General features: G+C 62.9%; 21 protein-coding genes. 1 reads left to right on the forward strand and 20 read right to left on the reverse strand.

The window, feature by feature from the left end; all coding sequences use genetic code 11:
* Positions 1-11: 11 nt before the first annotated feature.
* From hisB to HGB41_RS18090, 20 genes are all read right to left on the reverse strand, one after another.
* Complete coding sequence (hisB, locus tag HGB41_RS17995; RefSeq protein WP_171086996.1) at positions 12-602, reverse strand: imidazoleglycerol-phosphate dehydratase HisB; 591 nt, start codon at positions 600-602, stop codon at positions 12-14.
* A 43-nt stretch (positions 603-645) separates the two neighbouring features.
* On the reverse strand, positions 646-1,749 hold the full coding sequence (hisC, locus tag HGB41_RS18000; protein ID WP_171086999.1) for a histidinol-phosphate transaminase: 1,104 nt from the start codon (positions 1,747-1,749) through the stop codon (positions 646-648).
* Positions 1,746-2,576, reverse strand: coding sequence for a DNA-methyltransferase (locus HGB41_RS18005; protein WP_171087000.1), 831 nt, complete (start codon positions 2,574-2,576; stop codon positions 1,746-1,748). The genes hisC and HGB41_RS18005 overlap by 4 nt, the downstream gene beginning before the upstream one ends.
* Positions 2,573-3,892: a histidinol dehydrogenase gene (gene hisD, locus HGB41_RS18010; protein ID WP_171087002.1), complete on the reverse strand. Its 1,320-nt coding sequence runs from the start codon at positions 3,890-3,892 to the stop codon at positions 2,573-2,575. The genes HGB41_RS18005 and hisD overlap by 4 nt, the downstream gene beginning before the upstream one ends.
* Before the next feature lie 4 nt (positions 3,893-3,896).
* Positions 3,897-4,562, reverse strand: coding sequence for an ATP phosphoribosyltransferase (hisG, locus tag HGB41_RS18015; RefSeq protein WP_371868547.1), 666 nt, complete (start codon positions 4,560-4,562; stop codon positions 3,897-3,899).
* A 9-nt stretch (positions 4,563-4,571) separates the two neighbouring features.
* Positions 4,572-5,825, reverse strand: a complete 1,254-nt coding sequence (gene murA / locus HGB41_RS18020) for a UDP-N-acetylglucosamine 1-carboxyvinyltransferase (RefSeq protein ID WP_171087006.1) — start codon at positions 5,823-5,825, stop codon at positions 4,572-4,574.
* Positions 5,826-5,827: 2 nt separating this feature from the next.
* A complete protein-coding gene (locus HGB41_RS18025; protein ID WP_171087007.1) occupies positions 5,828-6,064 on the reverse strand; it encodes a BolA family protein in 237 nt (78 codons plus the stop codon).
* Positions 6,065-6,103: 39 nt separating this feature from the next.
* Positions 6,104-6,871 (reverse strand): ABC transporter permease, encoded by a 768-nt coding sequence (locus HGB41_RS18030; RefSeq protein ID WP_171087008.1) that lies wholly within the window; start codon positions 6,869-6,871, stop codon positions 6,104-6,106.
* A complete protein-coding gene (locus tag HGB41_RS18035; RefSeq protein ID WP_171087009.1) occupies positions 6,868-7,791 on the reverse strand; it encodes an ABC transporter ATP-binding protein in 924 nt (307 codons plus the stop codon). The genes HGB41_RS18030 and HGB41_RS18035 overlap by 4 nt, the downstream gene beginning before the upstream one ends.
* 248 nt (positions 7,792-8,039) lie before the next feature.
* A complete protein-coding gene (locus HGB41_RS18040) occupies positions 8,040-8,297 on the reverse strand; it encodes an STAS domain-containing protein (RefSeq protein ID WP_308788939.1) in 258 nt (85 codons plus the stop codon).
* Positions 8,298-8,314: 17 nt separating this feature from the next.
* Positions 8,315-8,947 (reverse strand): MlaC/ttg2D family ABC transporter substrate-binding protein, encoded by a 633-nt coding sequence (locus HGB41_RS18045; protein ID WP_171087011.1) that lies wholly within the window; start codon positions 8,945-8,947, stop codon positions 8,315-8,317.
* 71 nt (positions 8,948-9,018) lie between these two features.
* Positions 9,019-9,867 (reverse strand): MlaA family lipoprotein, encoded by an 849-nt coding sequence (locus tag HGB41_RS18050; RefSeq protein ID WP_229423105.1) that lies wholly within the window; start codon positions 9,865-9,867, stop codon positions 9,019-9,021.
* Complete coding sequence (gene mlaD / locus HGB41_RS18055) at positions 9,864-10,337, reverse strand: outer membrane lipid asymmetry maintenance protein MlaD (protein WP_171087012.1); 474 nt, start codon at positions 10,335-10,337, stop codon at positions 9,864-9,866. Before mlaD ends, HGB41_RS18050 begins: the two co-directional genes overlap by 4 nt.
* Positions 10,338-10,369: 32 nt before the next feature.
* Positions 10,370-11,152 carry a lipid asymmetry maintenance ABC transporter permease subunit MlaE gene (mlaE, locus tag HGB41_RS18060; protein WP_171087013.1) on the reverse strand — a complete coding sequence of 261 codons (783 nt, stop codon included), beginning with the start codon at positions 11,150-11,152 and terminating at the stop codon, positions 10,370-10,372.
* Complete coding sequence (locus tag HGB41_RS18065; protein WP_171087014.1) at positions 11,149-11,952, reverse strand: ABC transporter ATP-binding protein; 804 nt, start codon at positions 11,950-11,952, stop codon at positions 11,149-11,151. The genes mlaE and HGB41_RS18065 overlap by 4 nt, the downstream gene beginning before the upstream one ends.
* Positions 11,953-12,614: 662 nt before the next feature.
* Positions 12,615-14,078 (reverse strand): glutamate synthase subunit beta, encoded by a 1,464-nt coding sequence (locus HGB41_RS18070; RefSeq protein WP_171087015.1) that lies wholly within the window; start codon positions 14,076-14,078, stop codon positions 12,615-12,617.
* A gap of 141 nt (positions 14,079-14,219) precedes the next feature.
* Entirely contained in the window at positions 14,220-18,935 is a 4,716-nt protein-coding gene (locus tag HGB41_RS18075; RefSeq protein ID WP_171087018.1) for a glutamate synthase-related protein, read from the reverse strand.
* A gap of 322 nt (positions 18,936-19,257) precedes the next feature.
* Positions 19,258-19,968 carry a transposase gene (locus HGB41_RS18080; RefSeq protein WP_171087020.1) on the reverse strand — a complete coding sequence of 237 codons (711 nt, stop codon included), beginning with the start codon at positions 19,966-19,968 and terminating at the stop codon, positions 19,258-19,260.
* Positions 19,969-20,251: 283 nt separating this feature from the next.
* Positions 20,252-20,932, reverse strand: coding sequence for a response regulator transcription factor (locus HGB41_RS18085; protein ID WP_171087022.1), 681 nt, complete (start codon positions 20,930-20,932; stop codon positions 20,252-20,254).
* Between the two features lie 11 nt (positions 20,933-20,943).
* Positions 20,944-22,113 carry a PAS domain-containing sensor histidine kinase gene (locus HGB41_RS18090; RefSeq protein ID WP_229423107.1) on the reverse strand — a complete coding sequence of 390 codons (1,170 nt, stop codon included), beginning with the start codon at positions 22,111-22,113 and terminating at the stop codon, positions 20,944-20,946.
* Positions 22,114-22,265: 152 nt separating this feature from the next.
* On the opposite strand from HGB41_RS18090, the gene HGB41_RS18095 reads away from it, so the two are divergent.
* A complete protein-coding gene (locus HGB41_RS18095; protein ID WP_171087024.1) occupies positions 22,266-22,514 on the forward strand; it encodes a DUF3297 family protein in 249 nt (82 codons plus the stop codon).
* The last annotated feature ends 164 nt before the right edge of the window (positions 22,515-22,678 follow it).

The following is a 22,678-nucleotide window of genomic DNA, read 5'->3' on the forward strand; positions in this document are numbered from 1 at the left end:
AGTGGACCCGGTTACAGGCTGCCTTTGGTCGACGGGATGATGCCGGCCGCGCGTTCGTCGAGCGTGGTGGCCATGCGCAGGGCGCGCCCAAACGCCTTGAATACGGTTTCGCACTGGTGGTGCGCATTCACGCCGCGCAGGTTGTCGATGTGCAGGGTCACGCCGGCGTGGTTCACGAAGCCGCGGAAGAATTCACCGGTGAGGTCGACGTCGAAGCTGCCGATCATGGCGCGCGTCCAGGGGATATGCATCTCCAGGCCTGGGCGGCCCGAGAAATCGATCACCACGCGCGACAGTGCTTCGTCCAGCGGCACGTAGGAGTGGCCATAGCGGGTCATGCCCTTCTTGTCGCCCACAGCCTTGGCCACCGCCATGCCCAGCGTGATGCCGGTGTCTTCCACGGTATGGTGGGCGTCGATGTGCAGGTCGCCAACGGCTTCGACTTCGAGGTCGAACATGCCGTGGCGCGCGATCTGGTCGAGCATGTGGTCGAGGAAAGGGACGCCGGTATTGAGCTTCTGGCGGCCGGTGCCGTCGAGATTGATCGAGACGCGGACCTGCGTCTCGTTGGTGTTGCGCGTGATGTCGGCGGTGCGGGTCATTGCTGGATGCTCTTCCAGGCTGCCTGTGCGCAGGCAGCCGCTTTTATAGGGACGCTTTCAGGGCGTTCAAGAATGCGGTGTTTTCTTCCGGTGTGCTGACCGTGACGCGTATGCAGTTGGCCAACAACTTGTCCATTCTACTCAAATTTTTGATCAGCACCTTCCCGGCGCGCAGTTCTGAACAGGTCTTGTCCGCGTCAGGCACGCGCAGAGAGATGAAATTCGCGGCAGACGGGAATACTTCGACTCCCGGCAGCGCCGCCAGTTCAGCGGCAAGGCGGGTGCGCTCGTCGTTGAGCAGGCCGGCCTGGGCGTCGAGCACGTCGAGATGGTCGAGCGCGAACTCGGCGGCAACCTGGGTCAGCACGTTCACGTTATACGGCGGGCGCACCTTCTCGAACTGCTCCAGCAACTTCGGGTCGCCCGACAGGTAACCGAGGCGGATGCCGGCCAGGCCCAGCTTGGACAAGGTGCGCATCACGACCAGGTTCGGGAATTCCGGCAGGCGGCCCATGAAGCTCTTGCGGGCGAAAGGCTGGTAAGCCTCGTCGACCACGGCGATGCCGGTATCGCCCAGGGCGCGGATGATGGCTGCCATGTCGTCGGCATCGAACAGGTTGCCGGTCGGGTTGTTCGGGTAGGCCAGGAAGACCAGCGACGGCCGGTGCTGTTCGATGGCGGCCAGCATGGCTTGCAAATCGAGCGAAAAGTCGGCTTTGACCGGCACGCCGACGAAATCGGCGCCGGCGAACTGGGCCGAGCGCGAGAACATGATGAAGGCCGGGGTCGGCGCCATGATGACCGCGCGCCGCTGTCCAGCTTCACGTCCTTGCCGGGCAACGGCGGTGGCCATGATCGAGATCAGCTCGTCCGAGCCGTTGCCCAGCAAAACGTCGTACCCCGCCGGCACGCCCAGGCTGCTGCAGATCTTCGCCTTGAGCGTGGCATAGGAGGCCATCGGATAACGGTTCAGCGCTGCGTCGGCCAGGCGCTGGCCCAGTTCCGCGCGCAGTTCCTCGGGCAGCTCGTAGGGGTTCTCCATCGCGTCGAGCTTGATGTAGCCGCTCGCATCCGGCACGTGGTAGCTGCCGATGGCGCGCACGTCGTCACGGATGGTGTTCTCGATCAGCTTGTCGATTGCGGTCATACGGTTTCCTCGTCGGCGAGCGCGCTCTTCGCGGCGCTCCTGCGTTTTTTGGCGGCCTTGCCTGCAACCGGCACCTCGGGTGCGGCCAGGCGCTCCTGGATGATGTCGCAATAAGCGGGGTTCAGTTCGAAGCCGGTGAAATGGCGCCCGGCCTGGCGCGCGGCGATCGCCGTGGTGCCGCTACCCATGAAGGGGTCGAGCACGACGCCGCCCACCGGGCACGACGCCTTCACCATGCGCTCGATGATCTCGACCGGTTTCTGGGTCGGGTGGTCAGCGCGCTCGGGATGCTCGCGGTGCAGGCGCGACACGCTCCACACGTCCTTCGGGTTGTAGCCCACCTCCAGCCATTTGGCGCCGATGAAAATCGAGCGCGAACGCGCCTTCTTGGTCTCGGCGTCGTAGGGAATGCGCACGGCGTCCAGGTCGAAGTAATAGTCCTTGCGGTTGACGAAGAAGCCGATGGTGTCGTGCACCGACGAAAAACTGCGCACGCTGCCCCCCATCGAGGGCACGCGGCGGTCCCAGATGATCTCGTTCATCATGGCCATGCGCTTTTTCAGCATGACGAAGATCTCCGGCGCGAAGCGCCAGGTCAGGAAGATATACAGGCTGCCGTTGGGTTTGAGCTTGGGCAGGACGGCATCGATCCACTGCTCGGTCCAGGCCAGGTAGGCCTCGACGCTTTGCTGGTCGGAGGCGTTGCCGTAGTCCTTGCCCAGGTTGTAGGGCGGGTCGGTCAGGATCAGGTCGATGGACCCGTCCGGGATGCGCGCCATGCCTTGCAGCGCATCCTCGCAGAACACCTGGTCGACCCAGCCGCTCATGACTTGATTCTCAGCTCGGCGCTGCGGGCGTGCGCCTGCAAGCCTTCGCCATAGGCCAGTTCGGCCGCGATCTTGCCGAGTGTCTGGGCGCCGGCTTCGCTGACCTGGATGATCGACGAGCGCTTCTGGAAATCGTACACGCCCAGCGGCGACGAGAAGCGCGCGGTGCGCGAGGTCGGCAGCACGTGGTTCGGACCGCAGCAATAGTCGCCCAGCGATTCGGACGAGAAGCGGCCGAGGAACATCGCGCCGGCATGGCGGATCTGGTCGGCCCATTTCAAGGGCTCTTCGGCCGAGATCTCGAGGTGCTCGGCGGCGATGGTGTTGGCGATCTCGCAGGCCTCTTCCATATCGCGCACCTTCACCAGTGCGCCACGGTCGCCCAGGGACGTGATGATGGTCTCCCTGCGCGTCATGCCCGGCAACAGCTTGTGGATGCTTGCTTCGACCTGGGCAATGTAGTCCGCATCGGGACACAGCAGGATGGACTGGGCCAGTTCGTCGTGCTCGGCCTGCGAGAACAGATCCATCGCCACCCAGTCCGGGTCGGTCGTGCCGTCGCACAGCACCAGGATTTCCGATGGGCCGGCGATCATGTCGATGCCGACCGTGCCGAACACGCGGCGCTTCGCGGCGGCCACGTAGGCATTACCCGGGCCGACGATCTTGTCGACGGCAGGAATGGTCTCGGTGCCGTAGGCCAGCGCGCCGACGGCCTGGGCGCCGCCGATGGTGATCACGCGGTCTACACCTGCAATCGCCGCGGCAGCCAGCACCATCTGGTTCTTCAGGCCATCCGGGGTCGGCACCACCATGACGATTTCCTGCACGCCCGCCACCTTGGCCGGAATGGCATTCATCAGCACCGACGACGGATAGGTTGCCTTGCCGCCCGGGACGTAGATGCCGACGCGGTCGAGCGGCGTCACGCGCTGGCCCAGCACAGTGCCGTCAGCTTCGGTAAAAGTAAACCCGTTCAGTTCCTGCTTCTGGCGCTCGTGGAAGACGCGGATGCGTTCCGCGGCGACTTGCAGCGCGGCGCGCTGGGCTTCCGGCAAGGCGGCCAGCGCTTCATCCAGTTCGGCCTGGCCAACGTCGAAGGCAGCCATCGAGGCTGCGCCGCCGTTTGGGATGCGGTCGAACCGGTTCGTATATTCAAGCACGGCTGCATCGCCGCGCTTCTTTACCTCCGCCAGGATTTTTGCGACGCTTGACTCGATCGCGTCATCGGTCTCGGCTTCGAACGCCAGCAGCGCGTCCAGTGTCTTCTTGAAATCGGGTGCGGAAGAATCGAGCTTGCGGATCTGTACTGCCATGGGTTCAGCCTTGTTGAGTGGACGCCCGTTGGAACGCGTCGAGAATCGGTTGCAAGCGCTCGCGCTTGAGCTTGAGCGCGGCCTGGTTGACCACCAGGCGCGATGAGATATCCATGATCTTCTCGACTTCGACCAGGTTGTTGGCACGCAGGGTGCCACCGGTGGAGACCACATCGACGATGGCGTCGGACAGGCCGACCAGCGGCGCCAGTTCCATCGAGCCGTACAGCTTGATCAGGTCGACGTGCACGCCCTTGCTGGCGAAGTGTTCGCGCGCGGTGTTGACGAACTTGGTCGCCACGCGCAGGCGCGCGCCCTGGCGCACCGCGGTCTCGTAGTCGAACCCGGCATTGACCGCGACCGACATGCGGCAGCAGGCGATGCGCAGGTCGATCGGCTGGTACAGGCCTTCGCCGCCATGCTCGAGCAGCACGTCCTTGCCGGCCACACCGAAATCGGCCGCGCCGTGCTGGACATAGGTCGGCACGTCGCTGGCGCGCACGATCAGCACGCGCACGCCCGGGTCGTTGGTCGGCAGGATCAGCTTGCGCGAGGTTTCCGGATTCTCAAGGACGGTGATGCCCGCCGCCGCCAGCAGCGGCAGGGTGTCCTCGAAGATGCGGCCCTTGGAGAGCGCCAGGATCAGTCCGGGCGCGCTGTTCGTCGTCATGTTGCTCATTTACTTGAGGCGCACGATGTCCGCACCCACCGCCGACAGCTTCACTTCCATGCGGTCATAGCCGCGATCGAGGTGATAGATGCGGTCGATCAGGGTCGTGCCTTCGGCAGCCATGCCGGCGATCACCAGCGAGGCCGAGGCGCGCAGGTCGGTCGCCATCACGGGCGCGCCCACCAGGCGGTCGGCGCCGAGGATGTTGGCGGTATTGCCTTCGGTGGAGATCTGCGCCCCTAAGCGGTTCATCTCCTGCACGTGCATGAAGCGGTTTTCAAAAATGGTCTCGGTGACCTTGCTCGAACCGGCCGCGATGGTGTTCACGGCCATGAACTGCGCCTGCATGTCGGTCGGGAAGCCCGGGTATTCGGTGGTGCGGAAGGACACCGGGTTCGGGCGCCCATCCATGCGGGCGCGGATGGTGTCGCCCTGCACCGTCATCTGCAGGCCGATTTCGCGCAGCTTGTCGAGCGCCACGTCGAAAGTGTCGGTGCGGGTGTTAAGCAGCACGATGTCGCCGCCGGTGGCCGCTACCGCGCACAGGAAAGTCGCGGCTTCGATGCGGTCCGAGATCACGGCGTGCTGCGCGCCGTGCAGCGCCTCGACGCCCTGGATCACCAGGCGGTCGGTGCCGATGCCCTCGATCTTCGCGCCCATCGCTACCAGCAGGTTGGCCAGGTCGGTGACTTCCGGCTCGCGCGCAGCGTTTTCGAGCACGGTCTCGCCAATGGCCAGGGTCGCTGCCATCAGGAGGTTCTCGGTGCCGGTGACGGTGATCATGTCGGTGTGGATGCGCGCGCCCTTCAGCTTTCCCGGGGCTTTGGCATGGATATAGCCGCCTTCGATCGTGATCTCGGCGCCCATCTGGCGCAGGCCCTTGATGTGCTGGTCGACCGGACGCGAACCGATCGCGCAGCCGCCCGGCAGCGACACCTTGGCTTCGCCGAAGCGGGCCAGCAGCGGCCCGAGCACCAGGATCGAAGCGCGCATGGTCTTCACCAGCTCATACGGCGCTTCCAGCGACGTGATGTTGGCGCCGTTGAGCGTGACGCGCTCGTCGTCCTGGGTGACCTTCAGGCCGGTCTGCTCGAGCAGTTTCAGGATGGTGCGCACGTCATGCAGGCGCGGCACGTTCGACAGTTCGAGGTCCCCTGCAGTGAGCAGGCCCGCGCACAGGATGGGCAGCGCCGCGTTCTTGGCGCCCGACACCGGGATCTCGCCATTCAGGCGCTTGCCGCCATTGATCTGCAGTTTGTCCATGATTAGCCTTGGTACTCTTCAGGGGTGAGGGTTTTCATCGACAGCGCGTGGATTTCTTCACGCATGCGGTCGCCGAGCACTGCATACACCAGCTGGTGGCGCTGGATCGGGCGCTTGCCGGCAAAGGCCGACGACACGATCACGGCCGTGAAATGCTGGCCGTCGCCGTCGACTTCCAGGTGGGTGCAATCGAGGCCATTGCTGATGTAGCTGTGGATCAGTTCGGGTGTAGTCGACACGGTAACTCCAGTAAATTCTTGATAGCTCTAGTGGCGCACTTAGTGGCGCAACTTGTAGCCACGTTTGAGCATATTGACCGCAATGGCCGCCAACACCGCGAAGAAGACCGACACGATGGCCAGGCTGATCCAGGGCGAGACGTCGGACTTGCCGAAGAATCCATAGCGGAACCCGTCAATCATATAAAAGAACGGGTTGAAATGCGAGACCGCCAGCCAGAACGGCGGCAGTTTTTGGATGGAATAGAACACGCCGGCGAGGAAGGTGGCCGGCATGATCAAAAAGTTCTGGAACGCGGCCAGCTGGTCGAACTTCTCGGCCCAGATACCGGCAATCACGCCCATCGTGCCCAGGATGGCGGCGCCGAGGAAGGCGAACAGGATAATCCACAGCGGCGCCACGAAACTCAGGTGCGCGAACCAGGCGGTGATGATGAACACGCCGGCGCCTACCACGACCCCGCGCAGCACTGCGGCCAGCACGTAGGCCGACAGGATTTCGGCATGCGACAGCGGCGGCAGCAGGATGAAGACCAGGTTGCCGGTGAGCTTGGACTGGATCAGCGACGAGGACGAGTTGGCGAAAGCGTTCTGCAGCACGCTCATCATCACCAGGCCCGGGATCAGGAAGGCGGTGTAGCTGACGTTCTCTAACATCTCGACGCGGCCGTCCAGCACATGGCCAAAGATCAGCAGGTAGAGCATGGCCGTGACGATCGGCGCGGCCACGGTCTGGGTCGCAACCTTCCAGAAGCGCAGCGATTCTTTATAAAACAGGGTGCGGAAACCCACCGAGAACAAATTCATTGCGGGCCTCCCTGCTGCTTGTCGCCCACCACTTGCAGGAAGATGTCTTCCAGGTCGGCCTGCTCCAGCTGCATGTCGTCGACGACCGCGCCGCTCGTGCGAATGCGCGCCAGGATCGGTTCGACTTCGTTCACGTGGTTCACGCGCAGCGTGTACTTATTGCCGTTGTCAGGCTCGTCGTGCGCGACCAGGTGGCGCAGGTCTTGCGGCAGCTCGCCGCTACTCAAGTGCACCACCAACTGCGAGCCGGACACGCGGCGCAGCAGCGCCGACATGGTGTCCAGCGCCACCACCTGCCCGAGTTTCAGCATCGCCACGCGCTGGCACATGGCCTGCGCTTCTTCCAGGTAGTGGGTAGTCAGCACGACGGTATGGCCTTCGCGGTTCAGGCGCGCGATGAACTTCCACAGCGTCTGGCGCAGCTCGACGTCGACGCCTGCCGTGGGTTCATCCAGCACGATCACTGGCGGCTTGTGCACCAGCGCCTGGGCCACCAGCACGCGGCGCTTCATGCCGCCCGACAGGGCGCGCATGTTGACGTCGGCCTTGTTGGTCAGGTCGAGGTTGTGCATCACCTCGTCGATCCAGGCGTCGTTGTTCTTGATGCCGTAATAGCCCGACTGCAGGCGCAGGGTTTCGCGCACGGTGAAGAAGGGATCGAACACCAGTTCCTGCGGCACCACGCCAAGGCGCTTGCGCGCTTCGCGGAAGTCGGTGACGACGTCGTGGCCATGGATCTTGACGCTGCCCACGTCGGGGCGGATCAGCCCCGCGATGGTGGAAATCAGGGTGGTCTTGCCGGCGCCGTTCGGGCCCAGGAGGCCGAAGAACTCGCCTTCCTCGATCGCCAGGGAAACGCCCTTCAGGGCCTTGAATCCCTTGTAGCTTTTCTCGACGCTGTTAATCTGGATCGCTGTCATTCTTGTGGAGGATGGCGCGAGGGGCGCCGGACCGTGCAGGGAAACGACCCATTATAGGGGAAATTGCAAATACTAGAGGTCGGTGGGGGATTTGTTGCAGGAGGGGTTTCGTAGGGTGGGCGGCTTGTGATCTGGTCCACTGGACCAAATCACCCCGCGCGTTCAAATCACGCTTGCAGACCACGAACGCATATCGATACGAACGCGCGTGTTGACCGCGTGGGCAGGAAACCTGCCCACCCTACGGTTTACGACTGCGGCAGCAGCTGGTCCACGCCATACAGCGCGGCCAGCTTCTGCACGTTTTCCGGCACGTTGGTGAAGGTCAGGCGCTGCCCGGCCTTGTTGGCCAGGCGCTGCCAGGCCAGCAGCACCGCCACGCCGGACGAATCGGCGGCGCTGACGCCGCCCAGGTCGAACTGGGTCTCGCCGGCCGAGATCGCGGCGCAACCCTGCTCCAGCGCGCCGCGGGCGCTCTCGAAGGTCAGGGCATCGAGCGAGAGCATAGCGTTTGCTTCGGCCATTACTTCGGGGCTTTCAGCGGCTTGGCAGCCAGCTGCTGGTTACGCTCGGCCAGCTTCTTGATCAGGCCATCGATACCGCCCTTGTTGATCTCGCTGGTAAAGGTGCTCTTGTAGGTCTCGACCAGCCACGCGCCCAGCACGTTGATGTCATAGATCTTCCAGCCCTGTGGGCCGTTGGCCAGGCGGTAGTTCAGCGTGATCGGTTCGCCGCGGGCGACGTTGACCTGCGAACGCACTTCGACGTCGGTGGCGCCGGCTTCAGCGCGCATCGGCTTGAATTCGACGGTCTCGTTCTTGATCTGGGTAAGCGCGCCCGAATAGGTGTAGACCAGCAGGGTCTTGAATTCCTGCGACAGCTGCTTCTGCTGTTCCGGGGTGGCCTGGCGCCAGAAGCGGCCGGCCGCCTGTGCGGTCATCTTGTCGGCATCGACGTGCGGCAGGATCTTGGAGTTCACGAGTTCCATGATCTTGGCGCGGTTGCCGCCCTGGATGTCCTTGTCGGCTTTAACAGTTTCGATGACGTCGGCGCTGATGCGCTTGACCAGGACGTCCGGTGCTTCGGCAGCGATGGCACTGGTGGCAAAAGCGAAAGTAGCGGTTGCGGCGGCGATCAGTTGAATGACTGGTTTCATGTGTCGGTTTCCTTGTTGTTGGGCGCCGCGCCGCGCAAGGCTGGCGGCGGGCGATACCCCGTTAACTCGTCTTACTGCTTGTCGGATGACACCGGTTGTGTAAGCACTTGTGACTTCGGCGCTGGCGCATCGGTCGTCGCGGCATTCGCCGGAACAGCACCGGCTGCCGGCGCACCGGCTGCAGGTGCCTCGGTGGCGTCGGCCTCGTCTTGCTGGCGAGGCACGTTGCCGTCATACACCTGGCTCTGGCGGCGCTGCATGTAGCCGTCGCGGATGAATTCGTAACGGTCGAGGGCAGCTTCTTCCAGCAGGTTCGAGGCGTCCAGCAATGTGGCGCGCTTGTCGACGATGTTGACGGCCTTGCCGATGTTGCGCCAGTTGACCGGTTCCTTGTAGCCCCAGATGTCGCCAGCCATGTCGGCCGGCAGTGCCGCGGTGTCACGCACCGTAGATGGGCCCAACAGCGGCAACATCAAGTAGGGGCCGCTTGGAACGCCCCAGGTGCCCAGGGTCTGGCCGAAATCTTCGTTATGCTTCGGGATACCGGCTTCCGAGGCGATGTCGAGCAGGCCCAGGATGCCAAAGGTCGAGTTCACGGCGACGCGGGTGACGTCGCCCATGCCGGCTTGGCCCTTGCCCTGCAGCAGGTTGTTCACTGCGCTCCAGGCGTCGGACAGGTTGCCGAAGAAGTTGTTCACACCAGTTTGCGCGAAGCTCGGCACCGTTTTCTTGTAGGCGGTGGCGGTCGGCTTCAGGACGGTGCGGTCAACCGCATCGTTGAAGGTGAAGACGGCGCGGTTGTACTTCTCGAGCGGATCTTGCGGATTCTGCGGCGTTGCGCACCCGGTCAGCATCAGGACAGCGGCACACACCGCGGCCAGGCGCATGTGGCCAGGGGTGAAGATTGGAACGTGTTTCATTCAGTACCTTCCTTTCCTTCAGCGGCCTTGCTATAGATAAATTGATTGATCAAGTCTTCCAGCACCGTTGCCGATTGGGTACGGTTGATGCGGTCGCCGTTGACCAGGTTATTGGTGTCGCCACCCGGTTCGATGCCGATGTACTGCTCGCCCAGCAAGCCGGCGGTCAGGATCTTCAACGAACTGTCTTTAGGGAATTTATATCCTGGCTCCATTTCGAGGCGCACAAGCGCCTGGTAGGTCTTGTCGTCGAAGGTGATGTCACCCACGCGGCCGACCACCACGCCGGCGCTTTTCACGGGCGCCTGCGGCTTGAGGCCGCCAATATTGTCGAACTTGCCGGTCACGGCATAGGTCTTCTTGAACGAAAGCGTGCTCATGTTTCCGACCTTGAGGGCCAGGAACAGGAGGGAGATCAAGCCCAGCAGGACAAACAGGCCAACCCAGACGTCGATAGTTTTGCGGTGCATACGAATACCCTAATGGAACTTGATTACTTTGATTATTTATTGAACATCAAGGCGGTCAGGATGAAATCCAGGCCCCAGACCATCAGCGACGCGATGACGACGGTGCGCGTGGTAGCGCGCGACACGTCCTCCGGAGTCGGCTTGGTTTGGTAACCCTGGAACAGCGCGGTAAAGGTGACCGCCACGCCGAAGATAAAGCTTTTGATCACACCGTTCAGTACGTCAGCGCGCACATCGACGCCGGCCTGCATCTGCGACCAGAATGCGCCTTCGTCCACGCCGATCAGCTGGACGCCGACCAGGTAGCCGCCAAACACGCCCACTGCCGAGAACACGGTGGCCAGGATCGGCATCGCAATGACGCCACCCCAGAAACGCGGGGCCAGCACGCGCTGGACCGGGTTAATCGCCATCATTTCCATGGCGGACAATTGCTCACCGGCCTTCATCAGGCCGATCTGCGCGGTGAGCGAGGTGCCGGCGCGGCCGGCGAACAGCAATGCGGTCACGACGGGCCCAAGCTCGCGCACCAGCGCCAGCGCCACCACCTGGCCCAGCGCCTGCTCGGCGCCATAGGCCTGGAGTGTGTAATAGCCCTGCAGGCCCAACACCATGCCGACGAACAGGCCGGACACGATGATGATCACCAGCGAATAATTGCCGATGAAGTGCACCTGCTCGGAAATCAGGGAGGGGCGCCGGAAGGCGCCGGGCGAGACACCCAGCAAGTTGAAGAAAGCGCGGGTGGCAAAGCCGACACTGGCGATGGATTCGCGCACGGTGCGGCCGATGGTTTCCAGGATGTTGCTGATCATTTGCGCACTCCCAGGCCCAGGTCGTCGGCGAGCGACTTGCCAGGATAATGGAAGGGCACCGGGCCGTCTGGCGCGGCATTCACGAATTGCTGGACATAAGGATCTTCGGACACGCGCAGGTCGGCCGGCGTGCCTTCGGCGACAATCTTGCCGGCGGACATGAAGTAAACGTAGTCGGCGATCGCGAAACACTCTTTCACATCATGCGATACCAGGATCGATGTCGAGCCGAGAGCGTCGTTCAGGTTGCGGATCAGGTTGGCGGTGACGCCCATCGAGATCGGGTCGAGGCCGGCGAAGGGCTCGTCGTACATGATCAGCTCCGGGTCGAGCGCGATGGCGCGGGCCACGGCGACGCGGCGCGCCATGCCGCCCGAAATCTCGGCCGGCTTGAGGCGATGCGCATTGCGCAGGCCTACGGCATTGAGTTTCATGAGCACCAGGTCGCGGATCAGTTCTTCCGGCAAATTGGTATGCTCGCGCAGCGGGAAGGCGACGTTGTCGAACACCGACAGGTCGGTAAACAGCGCGCCAAACTGGAACAGCATGCCCATGCGGCGGCGCAGGCGGTACAGGCCGTCGGTGTCGAGCTTGTGCACGACCTCGCCGCCCACGCGCACTTCGCCGCGCTGGGGACGGATCTGGCCGCCGATCAGGCGCAGGACCGTGGTCTTGCCGCAGCCGGAACCGCCCATGACGGCCACCAGCTTACCGCGTGGGAAGTCCATGCGGAGGTTCGACAGGACGGAACGCTCCCCGTAGGCAAAGTGCAGATCACGGATTTCGACTAGGTTCGACACAGCGTGTTTTGTATTTGGGTAATCCGTTATTGTAGTGCAGAAAGCTTAGGCCTCGCTTGAGGCGCCCCATTTTGGGCCGCTACCTCGACGTACTGTTACAACAAAAATAACCAGCGAGTCAGATATTCTGGTTTGTAAGCCATTGTTTTTATAGAGATATGCATGTCGAGCAACATTGCGACTTGTTGAATTTAATCAACAAATTCCCTTGGGCAATCACTCGAATAAGCAGTCGTTGCACCGCCGAAATGCAGCGCGAATGATGCGCTGCAATAAGACATAGCGTAAGGACAATCATCAGGAAGTGGTGGTGCGCACACGCACATAGAGAGGTCGAGGGCTGGCCAACAGCGGGACGTGTTGGATATTTTCCACAGCTTTGCGACTGGGAAAAAGAAAAGGCGCAGAGGCCTTATGCCTGTCAATTGGTGAGAACCGTAGGGCGGGCGGGGTAATTCCGGCCAATGGCCGGAATTACGAACGCCCGCGCGGCGATAGTCGCAATATGAACTGGCGCGCAGGCTGCAGCACCGTCATTTGAACGCGTGGGCAAGGTAATTCAGGGCAATGCCCTGAATTACGAATTGCCCACCTACGAGTCAGTGGCGGCTCTTAGGTGATCGGTATTAGGCCGAGGCCGCCTTTTCGTTTGCTGCTGGAACTTAGCGCGGCAGTACCGAACTGCCCATCAGGAATTCATCGACGGCGCGTGCACATTGGCGACCTTCGCGGATCGCCCACACCACCAGCGACTGGCCACGGCGCATGTCGCCCGCTGCGAACACCTTCGGGGCCGAGGTGTAATAGGAGCGTTCACCCTCGGTGGGAGCGCGCGCATTACCGCGCGCATCCTTTTGCACCCCGAAAGCGTCCAGCACGTTCTGCACCGGAGACACGAAACCCATTGCCAGCAGCACCAGGTCAGCCTTGAGCTCGAATTCGGAATCGGGCACTTCGCTCATTTTTCCGTCCTTCCATTCGACGCGGCAGGCGATCAGGCGTTCCACCTTGCCGCCCTTGCCCTCCAGGCGCTTGGTCGCCACCGCCCAGTCGCGCTGGCAGCCTTCCTCGTGGGACGACGAAGTACGCAGGCGGGTTGGCCAGTAGGGCCAGACCAGCGGCTTGTTTTCCTGTTCGGGCGGCTGTGGCAGCAGCTCGAACTGGGTCACCGACGCGGCGCCATGGCGATTCGAGGTGCCGACACAGTCCGAACCGGTGTCGCCGCCACCGATCACGACCACGTGCTTTCCGGTCGCCTTGAGCTGGTCCTTGAGCTTGTCGCCGGCATTCACGCGGTTCTGCTGTGGCAGGAAGTCCATCGCGTAATGCACGCCTTTCAGTTCGCGGCCCGGCACCGGCAGGTCGCGCGGCTGCTCGGCGCCGCCGGCCAGCACCACGGCGTCGAATTCCTTTTCCAGGTCTTCCGGGAAGATGGTGTCGCGCGCCATGTTGCTGACCGCGGCCGGGAAGTCCTTGCCGATCAGGACACCGGTGCGGAAGGTCACGCCCTCCGCCTTCATCTGCTCTACCCGGCGGTCGATCAGGTCCTTCGCCATCTTGAAGTCGGGGATCCCGTAGCGCAGCAGGCCACCTAAACGGTCGCTCTTCTCGAACACGGTCACGTCGTGGCCGACGCGGGCCAGCTGCTGGGCCGCGGCCAGGCCGGCCGGGCCGGATCCGACCACGGCGACCTTCTTGCCGGTTCGGATAGCGGATGGCTGCGGCACGATCCAGCCGTGCTCCCAGCCGGCGTCAGCAATCTTGCGCTCGATCGACTTGATGCCGACCGGCTCGTCGTTGATGCCGAGCGTGCAGGCCGATTCGCAAGGCGCCGGGCAGATGCGGCCGGTGAATTCAGGGAAGTTGTTGGTCGAATGGAGGTTCTCGACGGCCGCACGGTAATTACCGTGGTAGACCAGGTCGTTCCAGTCCGGGATCTGGTTGTTGACCGGGCACCCCGTATTACAGAAGGGGATGCCGCAATCCATGCAGCGCGCGCCCTGCACCTTGGCCTGGCCATCGGTCAGGGTCAGCACGAATTCCTTGTAGTTCCTGACGCGGTCCACAGGTTCGAGGTGGCCCTCTTCCTGCCGTTCGAATTCCATGAAGCCGGTAATTTTACCCACGTTGTTTTTCCTTTTATCCTCGGGAGGCAGCTGTGCCACTTCCGTCATTCCCACCACTACCTTCGTCATACCCGCCACTGGCGGGAATGACGGTTCAAAGTGCAGTGATATGAGTTGCGTTATCGGTTTGCTTGCTGACGCTTACGCCGCCATCTCGATCTTGTCGTTCGCCTCTTCCATGCTCGAGTTGTGCATCTCCTCGAGCGCACGCTTGTACTCGGTCGGGAAGACCTTGACGAACTTGGTACGGCTGTTGCCCCAGTCGTCCAGCAGGTTGCGCGCGCGGGTCGAACCCGTGTGCTTGAAGTGGCGTTCGATCAGGCGGCGCAGGATGGTTTCATCGGACTCGCGCTCGCCCTCGCGGGTCTGGCTGTGCCAGCCGGCGCGGTCGCCCTGCTGGCGGGTCGGCAGCACCGGCTCCAGGTTCACCATCGCGGTATTACAGCGGCCCTCGAACTCGCCCTTCGGGTCGTAGACAAAAGCCACGCCGCCCGACATGCCCGCCGCGAAGTTGCGGCCGGTCTCGCCCAGCACCACCACCGTCCCGCCGGTCATGTATTCGCAACCGTGGTCGCCGCAGCCTTCGACGACGGCCACCGCGCCCGAGTTACGCACCGCAAAGCGTTCGCCCGCCACGCCGTTGAAGAAGGCTTCGCCGGAAATCGCGCCATACAGCACGGTGTTCCCGACGATGATGTTGTCCACCGCCCAGCCGCGGAACTCGGTGTTCGGGCGCACGATGATGCGGCCACCCGACAGGCCCTTGCCGACGTAATCGTTGCCCTCGCCGACCAGGTCCATCGTGATGCCGGCGGCCAGGAAGGCGGCGGCCGACTGGCCCGCGGTGCCCTGCAGCTGGATGTGGATGGTGTCGTCCGGCAGGCCGGCATGGCCGTAGCGCTTGGCCACTTCGCCCGACAGCATCGCCCCCACCGTGCGGTTGACGTTCTTCACCGGCGAGATGAACGAGACCCGCTCGCCTTTTTCCAGCGCGGCCTTGGCCTGGGCGATCAGCTTGTGGTCCAGCGCCTTTTCCAGGCCGTGGTCCTGCGTGTCGGTGTGGAACAGCGCACGTGGCGAATCGGCTTTCGGCTGGTAGAAGATATTCGAGAAGTCCAGGCCCTGCGCCTTCCAGTGGCCAACCGCCTTCGATTTGTCGAGCAGGTCGGCGCGGCCGATCAATTCGTCATAGGTGCGGATGCCCAGCTGCGCCATGATCTGGCGCGCTTCCTCGGCGACGAAGAAGAAGTAGTTCACCACGTGCTCTGGTTTACCCTGGAATTTCGCGCGCAGCAGCGGGTCTTGCGTGGCCACGCCCACCGGGCAGGTGTTCAGGTGGCATTTACGCATCATGATGCAGCCTTCGACCACCAGCGGCGCGGTGGCGAAACCGATTTCGTCGGCGCCCAGCATCGCGGCCACAACGACGTCGCGGCCAGTGCGCATCTGGCCATCGGCCTGCACGCGGATGCGGCTGCGCAGGCCGTTGAGCACCAGCGTCTGCTGGGTCTCGGCCAGGCCCAGCTCCCATGGGGTGCCGGCATGCTTGACCGAGGACAGCGGCGAGGCGCCGGTGCCGCCGTCGTGGCCGGCCACCACCACGTGGTCGGCCTTGGCCTTGGAGACGCCGGCGGCGACGGTGCCGATGCCCACTTCCGACACCAGTTTTACGGAAATCGACGCCGCCGGATTGGCGTTCTTCAGGTCGTGGATCAGCTGCGCCAGGTCTTCGATCGAATAGATGTCGTGGTGCGGCGGCGGCGAGATCAGGCCCACGCCCGGCACCGAGAAGCGCAGGGACGCGATGTATTCGGACACCTTATGGCCCGGCAGCTGCCCGCCCTCGCCCGGTTTCGCCCCTTGCGCCATCTTGATCTGGATCTGGTCGGCCGAGTTCAGGTATTCGGCGGTGACGCCGAAGCGGCCAGAGGCCACCTGCTTGATCTTGGAGCGCAGCGAATCGCCATCTTCGAGCGGAATGTCGGCCGCTACGCGGTCGCTCCCCAAAATCGAGGCCAGGGTTTCGCCCTTGCTGATCTTGATGCCCTTGAATTCATTGGCGTAGCGGCGCGGGTCTTCGCCGCCCTCGCCGGTATTGCTCTTGCCGCCGATGCGGTTCATGGCAATCGCCAGCGTGGCATGGGCTTCGGTGCTGATCGAGCCGAGCGACATCGCGCCGGTGGCAAAGCGCTTGACGATTTCCTTGGCCGGTTCGACTTCTTCCAGCGGAATCGCTTTCGATGGATCGATCCTGAATTCGAACAGGCCGCGCAGGGTCAGGTGGCGGCGGGTCTGGTCGTTGATCAGCTGCGCGTATTCCTTGTAGGTGCTGAAGCTGTTGGCGCGGGTCGAATGCTGCAGCTTGGCGATGGCGTCCGGCGTCCACAGGTGGTCTTCGCCGCGCACGCGGAAGGCGTATTCGCCGCCGGCATCGAGCGCGTTGGCCAGCACCGGGTCGGCGCTGAAGGCCAGCGTATGCAGGCGCAGCGCTTCCTCGGCCACTTCGAACAGGCCGATGCCCTCCACCGTCGACGAGGTGCCGCGGAAGTATTTGTCGACCAGCGACTTGTTCAGGCCCACCGCTTCGAAGATCTGCGCGCCGCAGTAGGACATATAGGTGGAGATGCCCATCTTCGACATCACCTTCAGCAGGCCCTTGCCGATCGCCTTGGTGTAGTTGGTGATCGCCTTGTCGACGTCCATCTCGTGCGGCAGGTTGTGTGCGAGTTCCGCCAGCGTCTCGAGCGCCAGGTAAGGGTGGACGGCTTCGGCGCCATAGCCGGCCAGCAGGGCGAAATGGTGGGTTTCGCGCGCCGAACCGGTTTCCACTACCAGGCCGGTGGAGGCGCGCAGGCCGCGCCCGACCAGGTGCTGGTGGATGGTCGAGGTGGCGAGCAGCGCGGGGATCGCGACCTGTTCTTCGGAGAGGTTGCGGTCCGAAACGATCAGGATGTTGTGGCCGGATTTCACCGCATCCACTGCTTCGGCGCACAGCGAGGCGAGGCAGGCTTCGATGCCTTCCTTGCCCCAGGCGACCGGATAGCAGATGTCCAGCTCATACGACTTGAACTTGCCGCCGGTGTGCTGGCTGATCGAGCGCAGCCGCGCCATGTCGTCGAAGCCGAGCACCGGCTGCGACACTTCCAGGCGCATCGGCGGATTCACGTTGTTCGTATCCAGCAGGTTCGGCTTGGGACCGATGAAGGAGACCAGCGACATCACCATGCTCTCGCGGATCGGGTCGATCGGCGGGTTGGTCACCTGCGCAAACAATTGCTTAAAGTAGTTATACAAAGGTTTGAGCTTGTTCGACATCACCGCGAGGGGCGAGTCGTTGCCCATCGAGCCGGTGGCTTCCTCGCCCAGCACGGCCATCGGCGCCATCAGGAATTTCAGGTCTTCCTGGGTGTAGCCGAAAGCTTGCTGGCGATCCAGCAGCGGGATCGTGGTCTTCTCGCCTTGCGCATCCTTCGCGCGGTGTTGAAGCTGCTGGCTTTCCGAGAGCTTGATTTCATTGAGCTTGATGCGCACCGACTTGATCCAGGCTTTATAGGGCTTGGCGTTGGAATAGGTGTCCTTGAGTTCCTTGTCGTCGATGATGCGGCCGGCTTCGAGGTCGATCAGGAACATCTTGCCCGGCTGGAGGCGCCATTTCTTGACGATGCGCGATTCGGGAATCGGCAGCACGCCTGACTCGGAGGCCATCACCACCAGGTCGTCCTCGGTGATGACATAGCGCGCCGGACGCAGGCCGTTGCGGTCCAGGGTGCCGCCGATGTGGCGGCCGTCGGTGAAGGCCATTGCGGCCGGGCCGTCCCATGGTTCCATCATCGCCGCGTGGTATTCGTAGAAGGCGCGGCGGTTGTCGTCCATCGCCGTGTGGTTTTCCCAGGCTTCCGGGATCATCATCATCATCGCCTGGGCGATCGGGTAACCGGCCATGACCAGCAGTTCGAGCGCATTGTCGAAGCAGGCGGTGTCGGACTGGCCTTCGTAAATCAGGGGGAAGAGCTTGCCCAGGTCTTCGCCCAGTACGGCCGATTTCAGCATGCCTTCGCGCGCGCGGGTCCAGTTGAAGTTGCCCTTGACCGTGTTGATCTCGCCGTTGTGGGCGATCAGGCGGTAAGGGTGGGCCAGTGGCCATTCCGGGAAGGTGTTGGTCGAGAAGCGCTGGTGGACGAGGCTTAAGGCCGAAATGCAGCGTGGGTCCTGCAGGTCTTTGTAGTAGACGCCCACCTGGTCGGCCAGCAGCAGGCCTTTATACACGATGGTGCGGGCCGACATCGAGGGCACGAAGAACTCCTTGCCGTGCAGGAGTTTCAGGGCCTGGATCGCGTGGCCGGACGACTTGCGGATGACGTAGAGCTTACGTTCGAGCGCGTCGGTGACCATGATGTCCGGGCCGCGACCGATGAAGATCTGGCGGATCACCGGCTCTTTCGCTTTCACGAAAGGCGACATCGGCATGGTCTCGTCGACCGGCACGTTGCGCCAGCCCAGGACTACCTGGCCTTCGATGCGCACGGCACGTTCGATCTCCTGCTCGCAGGCGATGCGCGAGGCGTGCTCTTTCGGCAGGAAGACCATGCCGACACCGTATTCGCCGACCGGCGGCAGCTCGACGCCCTGCCTGGCCATCTCGTCGCGGAAGTACTGGTCGGGAATCTGGATCAGGATACCGGCGCCATCGCCCATCAGCGCATCGGCGCCGACTGCACCCCGGTGGTCGAGGTTTTTCAGGATCAGCAGGCCTTGCTCGATGATCGAGTGGCTCTTGTTGCCCTTGATATGGGCAATGAAGCCGACACCGCAGGCATCGTGCTCATTGGCGGGATCGTACAAACCTTGGGCAATCATGAGGCAATCTCCACAACATTTTCAGGGGGTTGAAATCGAGAATAGTGCAATGCAGCAGAATCGGCAACCACATTAATTAGGGTCAGAGTCGAATTGTTTGACAACTTTTCGCAAGGGGCTTTAATTGGGGACAGAGTCAATTCGAGGCGTGCCTGGTCTTCCCGGCATGCGCTAACCCATTGATTTTTATGGCTGACTTAGCGATGGCCTACTGTTTGGGAGGGAAGGTGCTTGTGCATCCGGGGCAGGAACTACCCTTGAAACTGGCTAATAAATAAAAAAACGGCACGGAAAACCGTGCCGTCGATCGATGCATCCGCGTTTACGCCTGCGGATAAGGCGGCAACGGGTCCCGGAACGGTCGCCCGCGCTTGGCCGGCAGGATCTGGCGCCTGGTTTTGCGCTCGAGTTCGCCCTTGAAGGCATCCGAACCGAGCGGCTGGTTCTTCAGCACCGAAGTTGTGACGAAATCGACTTCGTCCTGCGGGATACCCTGCATCACCAGCTCGGTGTAGGCCGCTTCGCGCTGGAAGGGTGTATTGCCCATGCCCCAGTACAGCAGGTGGTCGGTGACGAGGCCATCGGTGCGCACGCCGGTGTGGTGGGCATAGCTCGACCACGGATAGTCTAGCGGGCCCGGCACCAGGTTGGCACGCACGGGATTGAGCTCGATATAGCGGCTGCAGGCCAGGAAATAATGTTCGGTATCGATCAGCGAAGTACGGAAACGCCCTTCGAACAGGCCACCGGTGCGTTCGTACTTGTTGTTGAACCAGGGGACGTAGAAGCGGCCGACCTTCTGCATCATCAACGCCAGGCCGACACCGTCGGATGGCGTGGCCAGCAAGTGGATGTGATTCGGCATGAGCACGTAGGCATGGATCGCCACCTGATAGAAACGCGCGGCTTCCTTCAGCCAGGCGAGGAAACGCCCGTAATCCGCCTCTTCGCGGAAGATGAGTTGCCGGTCATTGCCGCGCTGGATGACATGGTGCGGCTGGTTCGGAATGATGAGTCGGGGAAGGCGTGCCATGGGAATGCTCAACGGTCGAGCAGCCAATTCTAGCCGAAAAATTGACTCTGTCCCCAATTAATCGCAAGGCGGAGAGAAAACGGCCTGACTCTGTCCCTCATTAGGCTCGATGGACCAGGAATGCGCGTTTGGCGTCCCGTCGAGGGCAATTGCTCAACAATTCGACTCTGACCCCAATTATCTGTCGAGCAATTGGCCAATAATTGCACTCTGACCCTCATTAAAAAGGGTAAGTTTTTGGGCAATTGCTCAACAATTTAACTCTGACCCTGATTGGAGTGGGTCAGGCGAGGGTGAAACCGGCGGAGAGGCTGTAGCCTTCGCCGTAGGCGCTGCGCAGGGGGAGGTCCTGGCCGAGGCCGGAGCGGGCTTTCTTGCGCAGGCGGTAGACCAGCATGTCGACGCGGCGGCTGGCGTCCGGGTCTTCGCCGCCCATGCCGGCGACAATCACGTGGCGCGGTACCGGGCGGGTGTTGATGGTCAGGAGGTGCAGGAAGTTGCACTCCTTTTCGGTCAGGTCAATCACCTTGCCGGCCAGCTCCAGCTGGCGTGCGCTCACGCGCAGCATCCACTTGCTTGGCGCCGGCGCCGGGTCGGCCGGGCGCACGCGGCGGTCCAGCGCTTCGATGTGGGCGGCCAGTTCGGGGAACTTGATCGGCTTGGTCAGGTAGTGGTCGGCGCCCAGGCGCAGGCCGAGGATGCGGTGGTCGAACGCGACGCGGCCGGTCAGCACCAGCAGCCCGATTTCCGGATACAGCTGGCGCATGCGGGGAATGACATTGAAACCATCCTCGTCCGGCAAGCCCAGGTCCAGCACCACCACTGCTGCCGGGGTACGGGTCAGGGCAGCCCACATTTCGCTCGCGGTCTTGGCGATCGTGACGTCGTGATCGAGCTCCCTCAGGAACTCGGCCATGTCGTCTGCGTATTCGCCATTGTCTTCAACAATCAGTATCTGCGTCATGGATGGGCCAGTTATTCGTCCGTCCGATTATCACTGCTGGCACTGGATGAGGCAAGTCGTTGTTGCCCGCCATTATCCAATGCCGGAAGCCATAGCCGGAATTCAGCGCCGCCGTCGTGGGCGCCCAGGCGCAGCATGCCGCCGTGGACGTCGACGATCGAGCGTGCCATGTAAAGTCCAAGCCCGCTGCCCGGCAGGCCTTGTGCGTTGCGACCGCGGTAGCCCTTGTCGAAGATCCGGGGCGCTTCGTCCGCCGGTACGCCGGGGCCCTCGTCGCGCACCGTGAATTCGACCCCGCCACCGCTGCGGCGCGCGCCCAGCGCCACCCTGGTGCCGGGCGGCGAGAACAGCAGCGCGTTGTCGACCAGGACCTTCAATGCCAGCCGCAGCCCTTCGGGCTCGCCGCGCAATGCCGGCGGCAGCTCGTTCGCATCGAGCGCCGCTTCACGTCCGGCCTCGCGCACCTGCTTCGCACCCACTTCGAGCAGGTCGCGTGGCGCGATCGTGTTCGGTTGCCGCACCTTGCCGATGGTGGCCATGCGGTCCGGCGACAGGTATTCGTCGAGCATGGCGATCAGGCGGTCGGCCGCGACTGCGATCTTGCGGTAGCGCTGGCGGGTCGGATCGTCGGCGCCGTGCGAGGTCGCTTCGAGGCGCTGGACCGCGCCGTCGATGGTGGCCAGCGGGGTGCGGAATTCGTGATTCAGCATGCTCGCGAAACGGCGCTGGTCGGCGACATGGGCGCGTTGCTGCGTCAGGTCGCGCAACTGCCCCACCAGCGCGCTGCTGCCGTCTTCATTGCGCATCACGGTCGCGATCACTTGCAGGCCGACCGGATGGCCGTCGGCATTGCATACCTCGACGTCGTGGACGCTGCGTGCCCCGGGCGTGTGCGCACCGGAGGCGAGATAGGCGCCGAGGGCGCCGAGGTCTGCGTGCGCGCCGCTGCCGGCGAGGGCCGCCTGCAGTGCGCCGGCCGGATAGCCGAGCAGCTCGGAGAACGAGGGGCTGACATAACGGACGGTGTGCGAAGGCAGGTCGATGCTGAAGCCGATGTCGCCCGCGAGTTCGGCGATGGTGCGGAACTGCTCGCTGGGGACAGGCATGCCGACGGCGGATTGTCCCGGGCGATCCGGTGCAGTAGTGGCAGCAGTGGTGGCAACATCGGTGCTACGGATCATCGGGCACTTTCTGTTAGCGGGGGAACAATGAAGGTTGTCTGACAGTATATCCTTCCTTCTGCATACTTGTATAGGAAGGCCCAAGAGGACATGCGAGCTGCATGAACGAAAAATGCGCCACGCCGCGCGCGGTTGTTAGATAATTCGCCTCTATGAACGATACCGCTACCCTCCCCCCGCTCCCAGACCGGCTCTCGATCGACCCGAGCAGCCCTTTCCATAACCGCGACGTCTTCCAGCACGACATCGGCATCCGTTTCAACGACAAGGATCGCACCGACGTGGAAGAGTACTGCCTTAGCGAAGGCTGGATCAAGGTCGCCGCCGGCAAGACGCTCGACCGCAAGGGCAAGCCGATGCTGATCAAGCTGAAAGGCAAGGTCGAAGCGTTTTATAAGTAAGCTGCAGTGCCAAACGCATAAAGGGCTGCCGGTTGATACCGGCAGCCCTTTTTTGTCGTGGCGTTGACCTGTAGGGTGGGCGGCTTCGACGCCCACGCGGTGATACGTAGCAGGTGAATAACCAAGCAGGCTGAATAAGCGTGATTGGCACGCGTGGGCAGAAT

Origin of the sequence: Telluria aromaticivorans, assembly GCF_013003915.1 — a bacterium.
In the GTDB taxonomy this organism is placed as follows: Bacteria; Pseudomonadota; Gammaproteobacteria; order Burkholderiales; family Burkholderiaceae_D; genus Telluria; species Telluria aromaticivorans.

Coding starts and splice junctions, on each gene's coding strand:
- mlaE (WP_171087013.1), bottom strand. CDS start 11,152: ATGATCAGCAACATCCTGGAAACCATCGGCCGCACCGTGCGCGAATCC.
- murA (WP_171087006.1), bottom strand. CDS start 5,825: ATGGACAAACTGCAGATCAATGGCGGCAAGCGCCTGAATGGCGAGATC.
- HGB41_RS18045 (WP_171087011.1), bottom strand. CDS start 8,947: ATGAAACCAGTCATTCAACTGATCGCCGCCGCAACCGCTACTTTCGCT.
- HGB41_RS18040 (WP_308788939.1), bottom strand. CDS start 8,297: ATGCTCTCGCTCGATGCCCTGACCTTCGAGAGCGCCCGCGGCGCGCTG.
- HGB41_RS18075 (WP_171087018.1), bottom strand. CDS start 18,935: ATGATTGCCCAAGGTTTGTACGATCCCGCCAATGAGCACGATGCCTGC.
- mlaD (WP_171087012.1), bottom strand. CDS start 10,337: ATGCACCGCAAAACTATCGACGTCTGGGTTGGCCTGTTTGTCCTGCTG.
- hisB (WP_171086996.1), bottom strand. CDS start 602: ATGACCCGCACCGCCGACATCACGCGCAACACCAACGAGACGCAGGTC.
- HGB41_RS18005 (WP_171087000.1), bottom strand. CDS start 2,576: ATGAGCGGCTGGGTCGACCAGGTGTTCTGCGAGGATGCGCTGCAAGGC.
- HGB41_RS18095 (WP_171087024.1), top strand. CDS start 22,266: ATGAACGATACCGCTACCCTCCCCCCGCTCCCAGACCGGCTCTCGATC.
- HGB41_RS18080 (WP_171087020.1), bottom strand. CDS start 19,968: ATGGCACGCCTTCCCCGACTCATCATTCCGAACCAGCCGCACCATGTC.
- HGB41_RS18030 (WP_171087008.1), bottom strand. CDS start 6,871: ATGAATTTGTTCTCGGTGGGTTTCCGCACCCTGTTTTATAAAGAATCG.
- hisD (WP_171087002.1), bottom strand. CDS start 3,892: ATGGCAGTACAGATCCGCAAGCTCGATTCTTCCGCACCCGATTTCAAG.
- hisC (WP_171086999.1), bottom strand. CDS start 1,749: ATGACCGCAATCGACAAGCTGATCGAGAACACCATCCGTGACGACGTG.
- HGB41_RS18085 (WP_171087022.1), bottom strand. CDS start 20,932: ATGACGCAGATACTGATTGTTGAAGACAATGGCGAATACGCAGACGAC.
- HGB41_RS18090 (WP_229423107.1), bottom strand. CDS start 22,113: ATGATCCGTAGCACCGATGTTGCCACCACTGCTGCCACTACTGCACCG.
- HGB41_RS18050 (WP_229423105.1), bottom strand. CDS start 9,867: ATGAAACACGTTCCAATCTTCACCCCTGGCCACATGCGCCTGGCCGCG.
- hisG (WP_371868547.1), bottom strand. CDS start 4,562: ATGACGACGAACAGCGCGCCCGGACTGATCCTGGCGCTCTCCAAGGGC.
- HGB41_RS18035 (WP_171087009.1), bottom strand. CDS start 7,791: ATGACAGCGATCCAGATTAACAGCGTCGAGAAAAGCTACAAGGGATTC.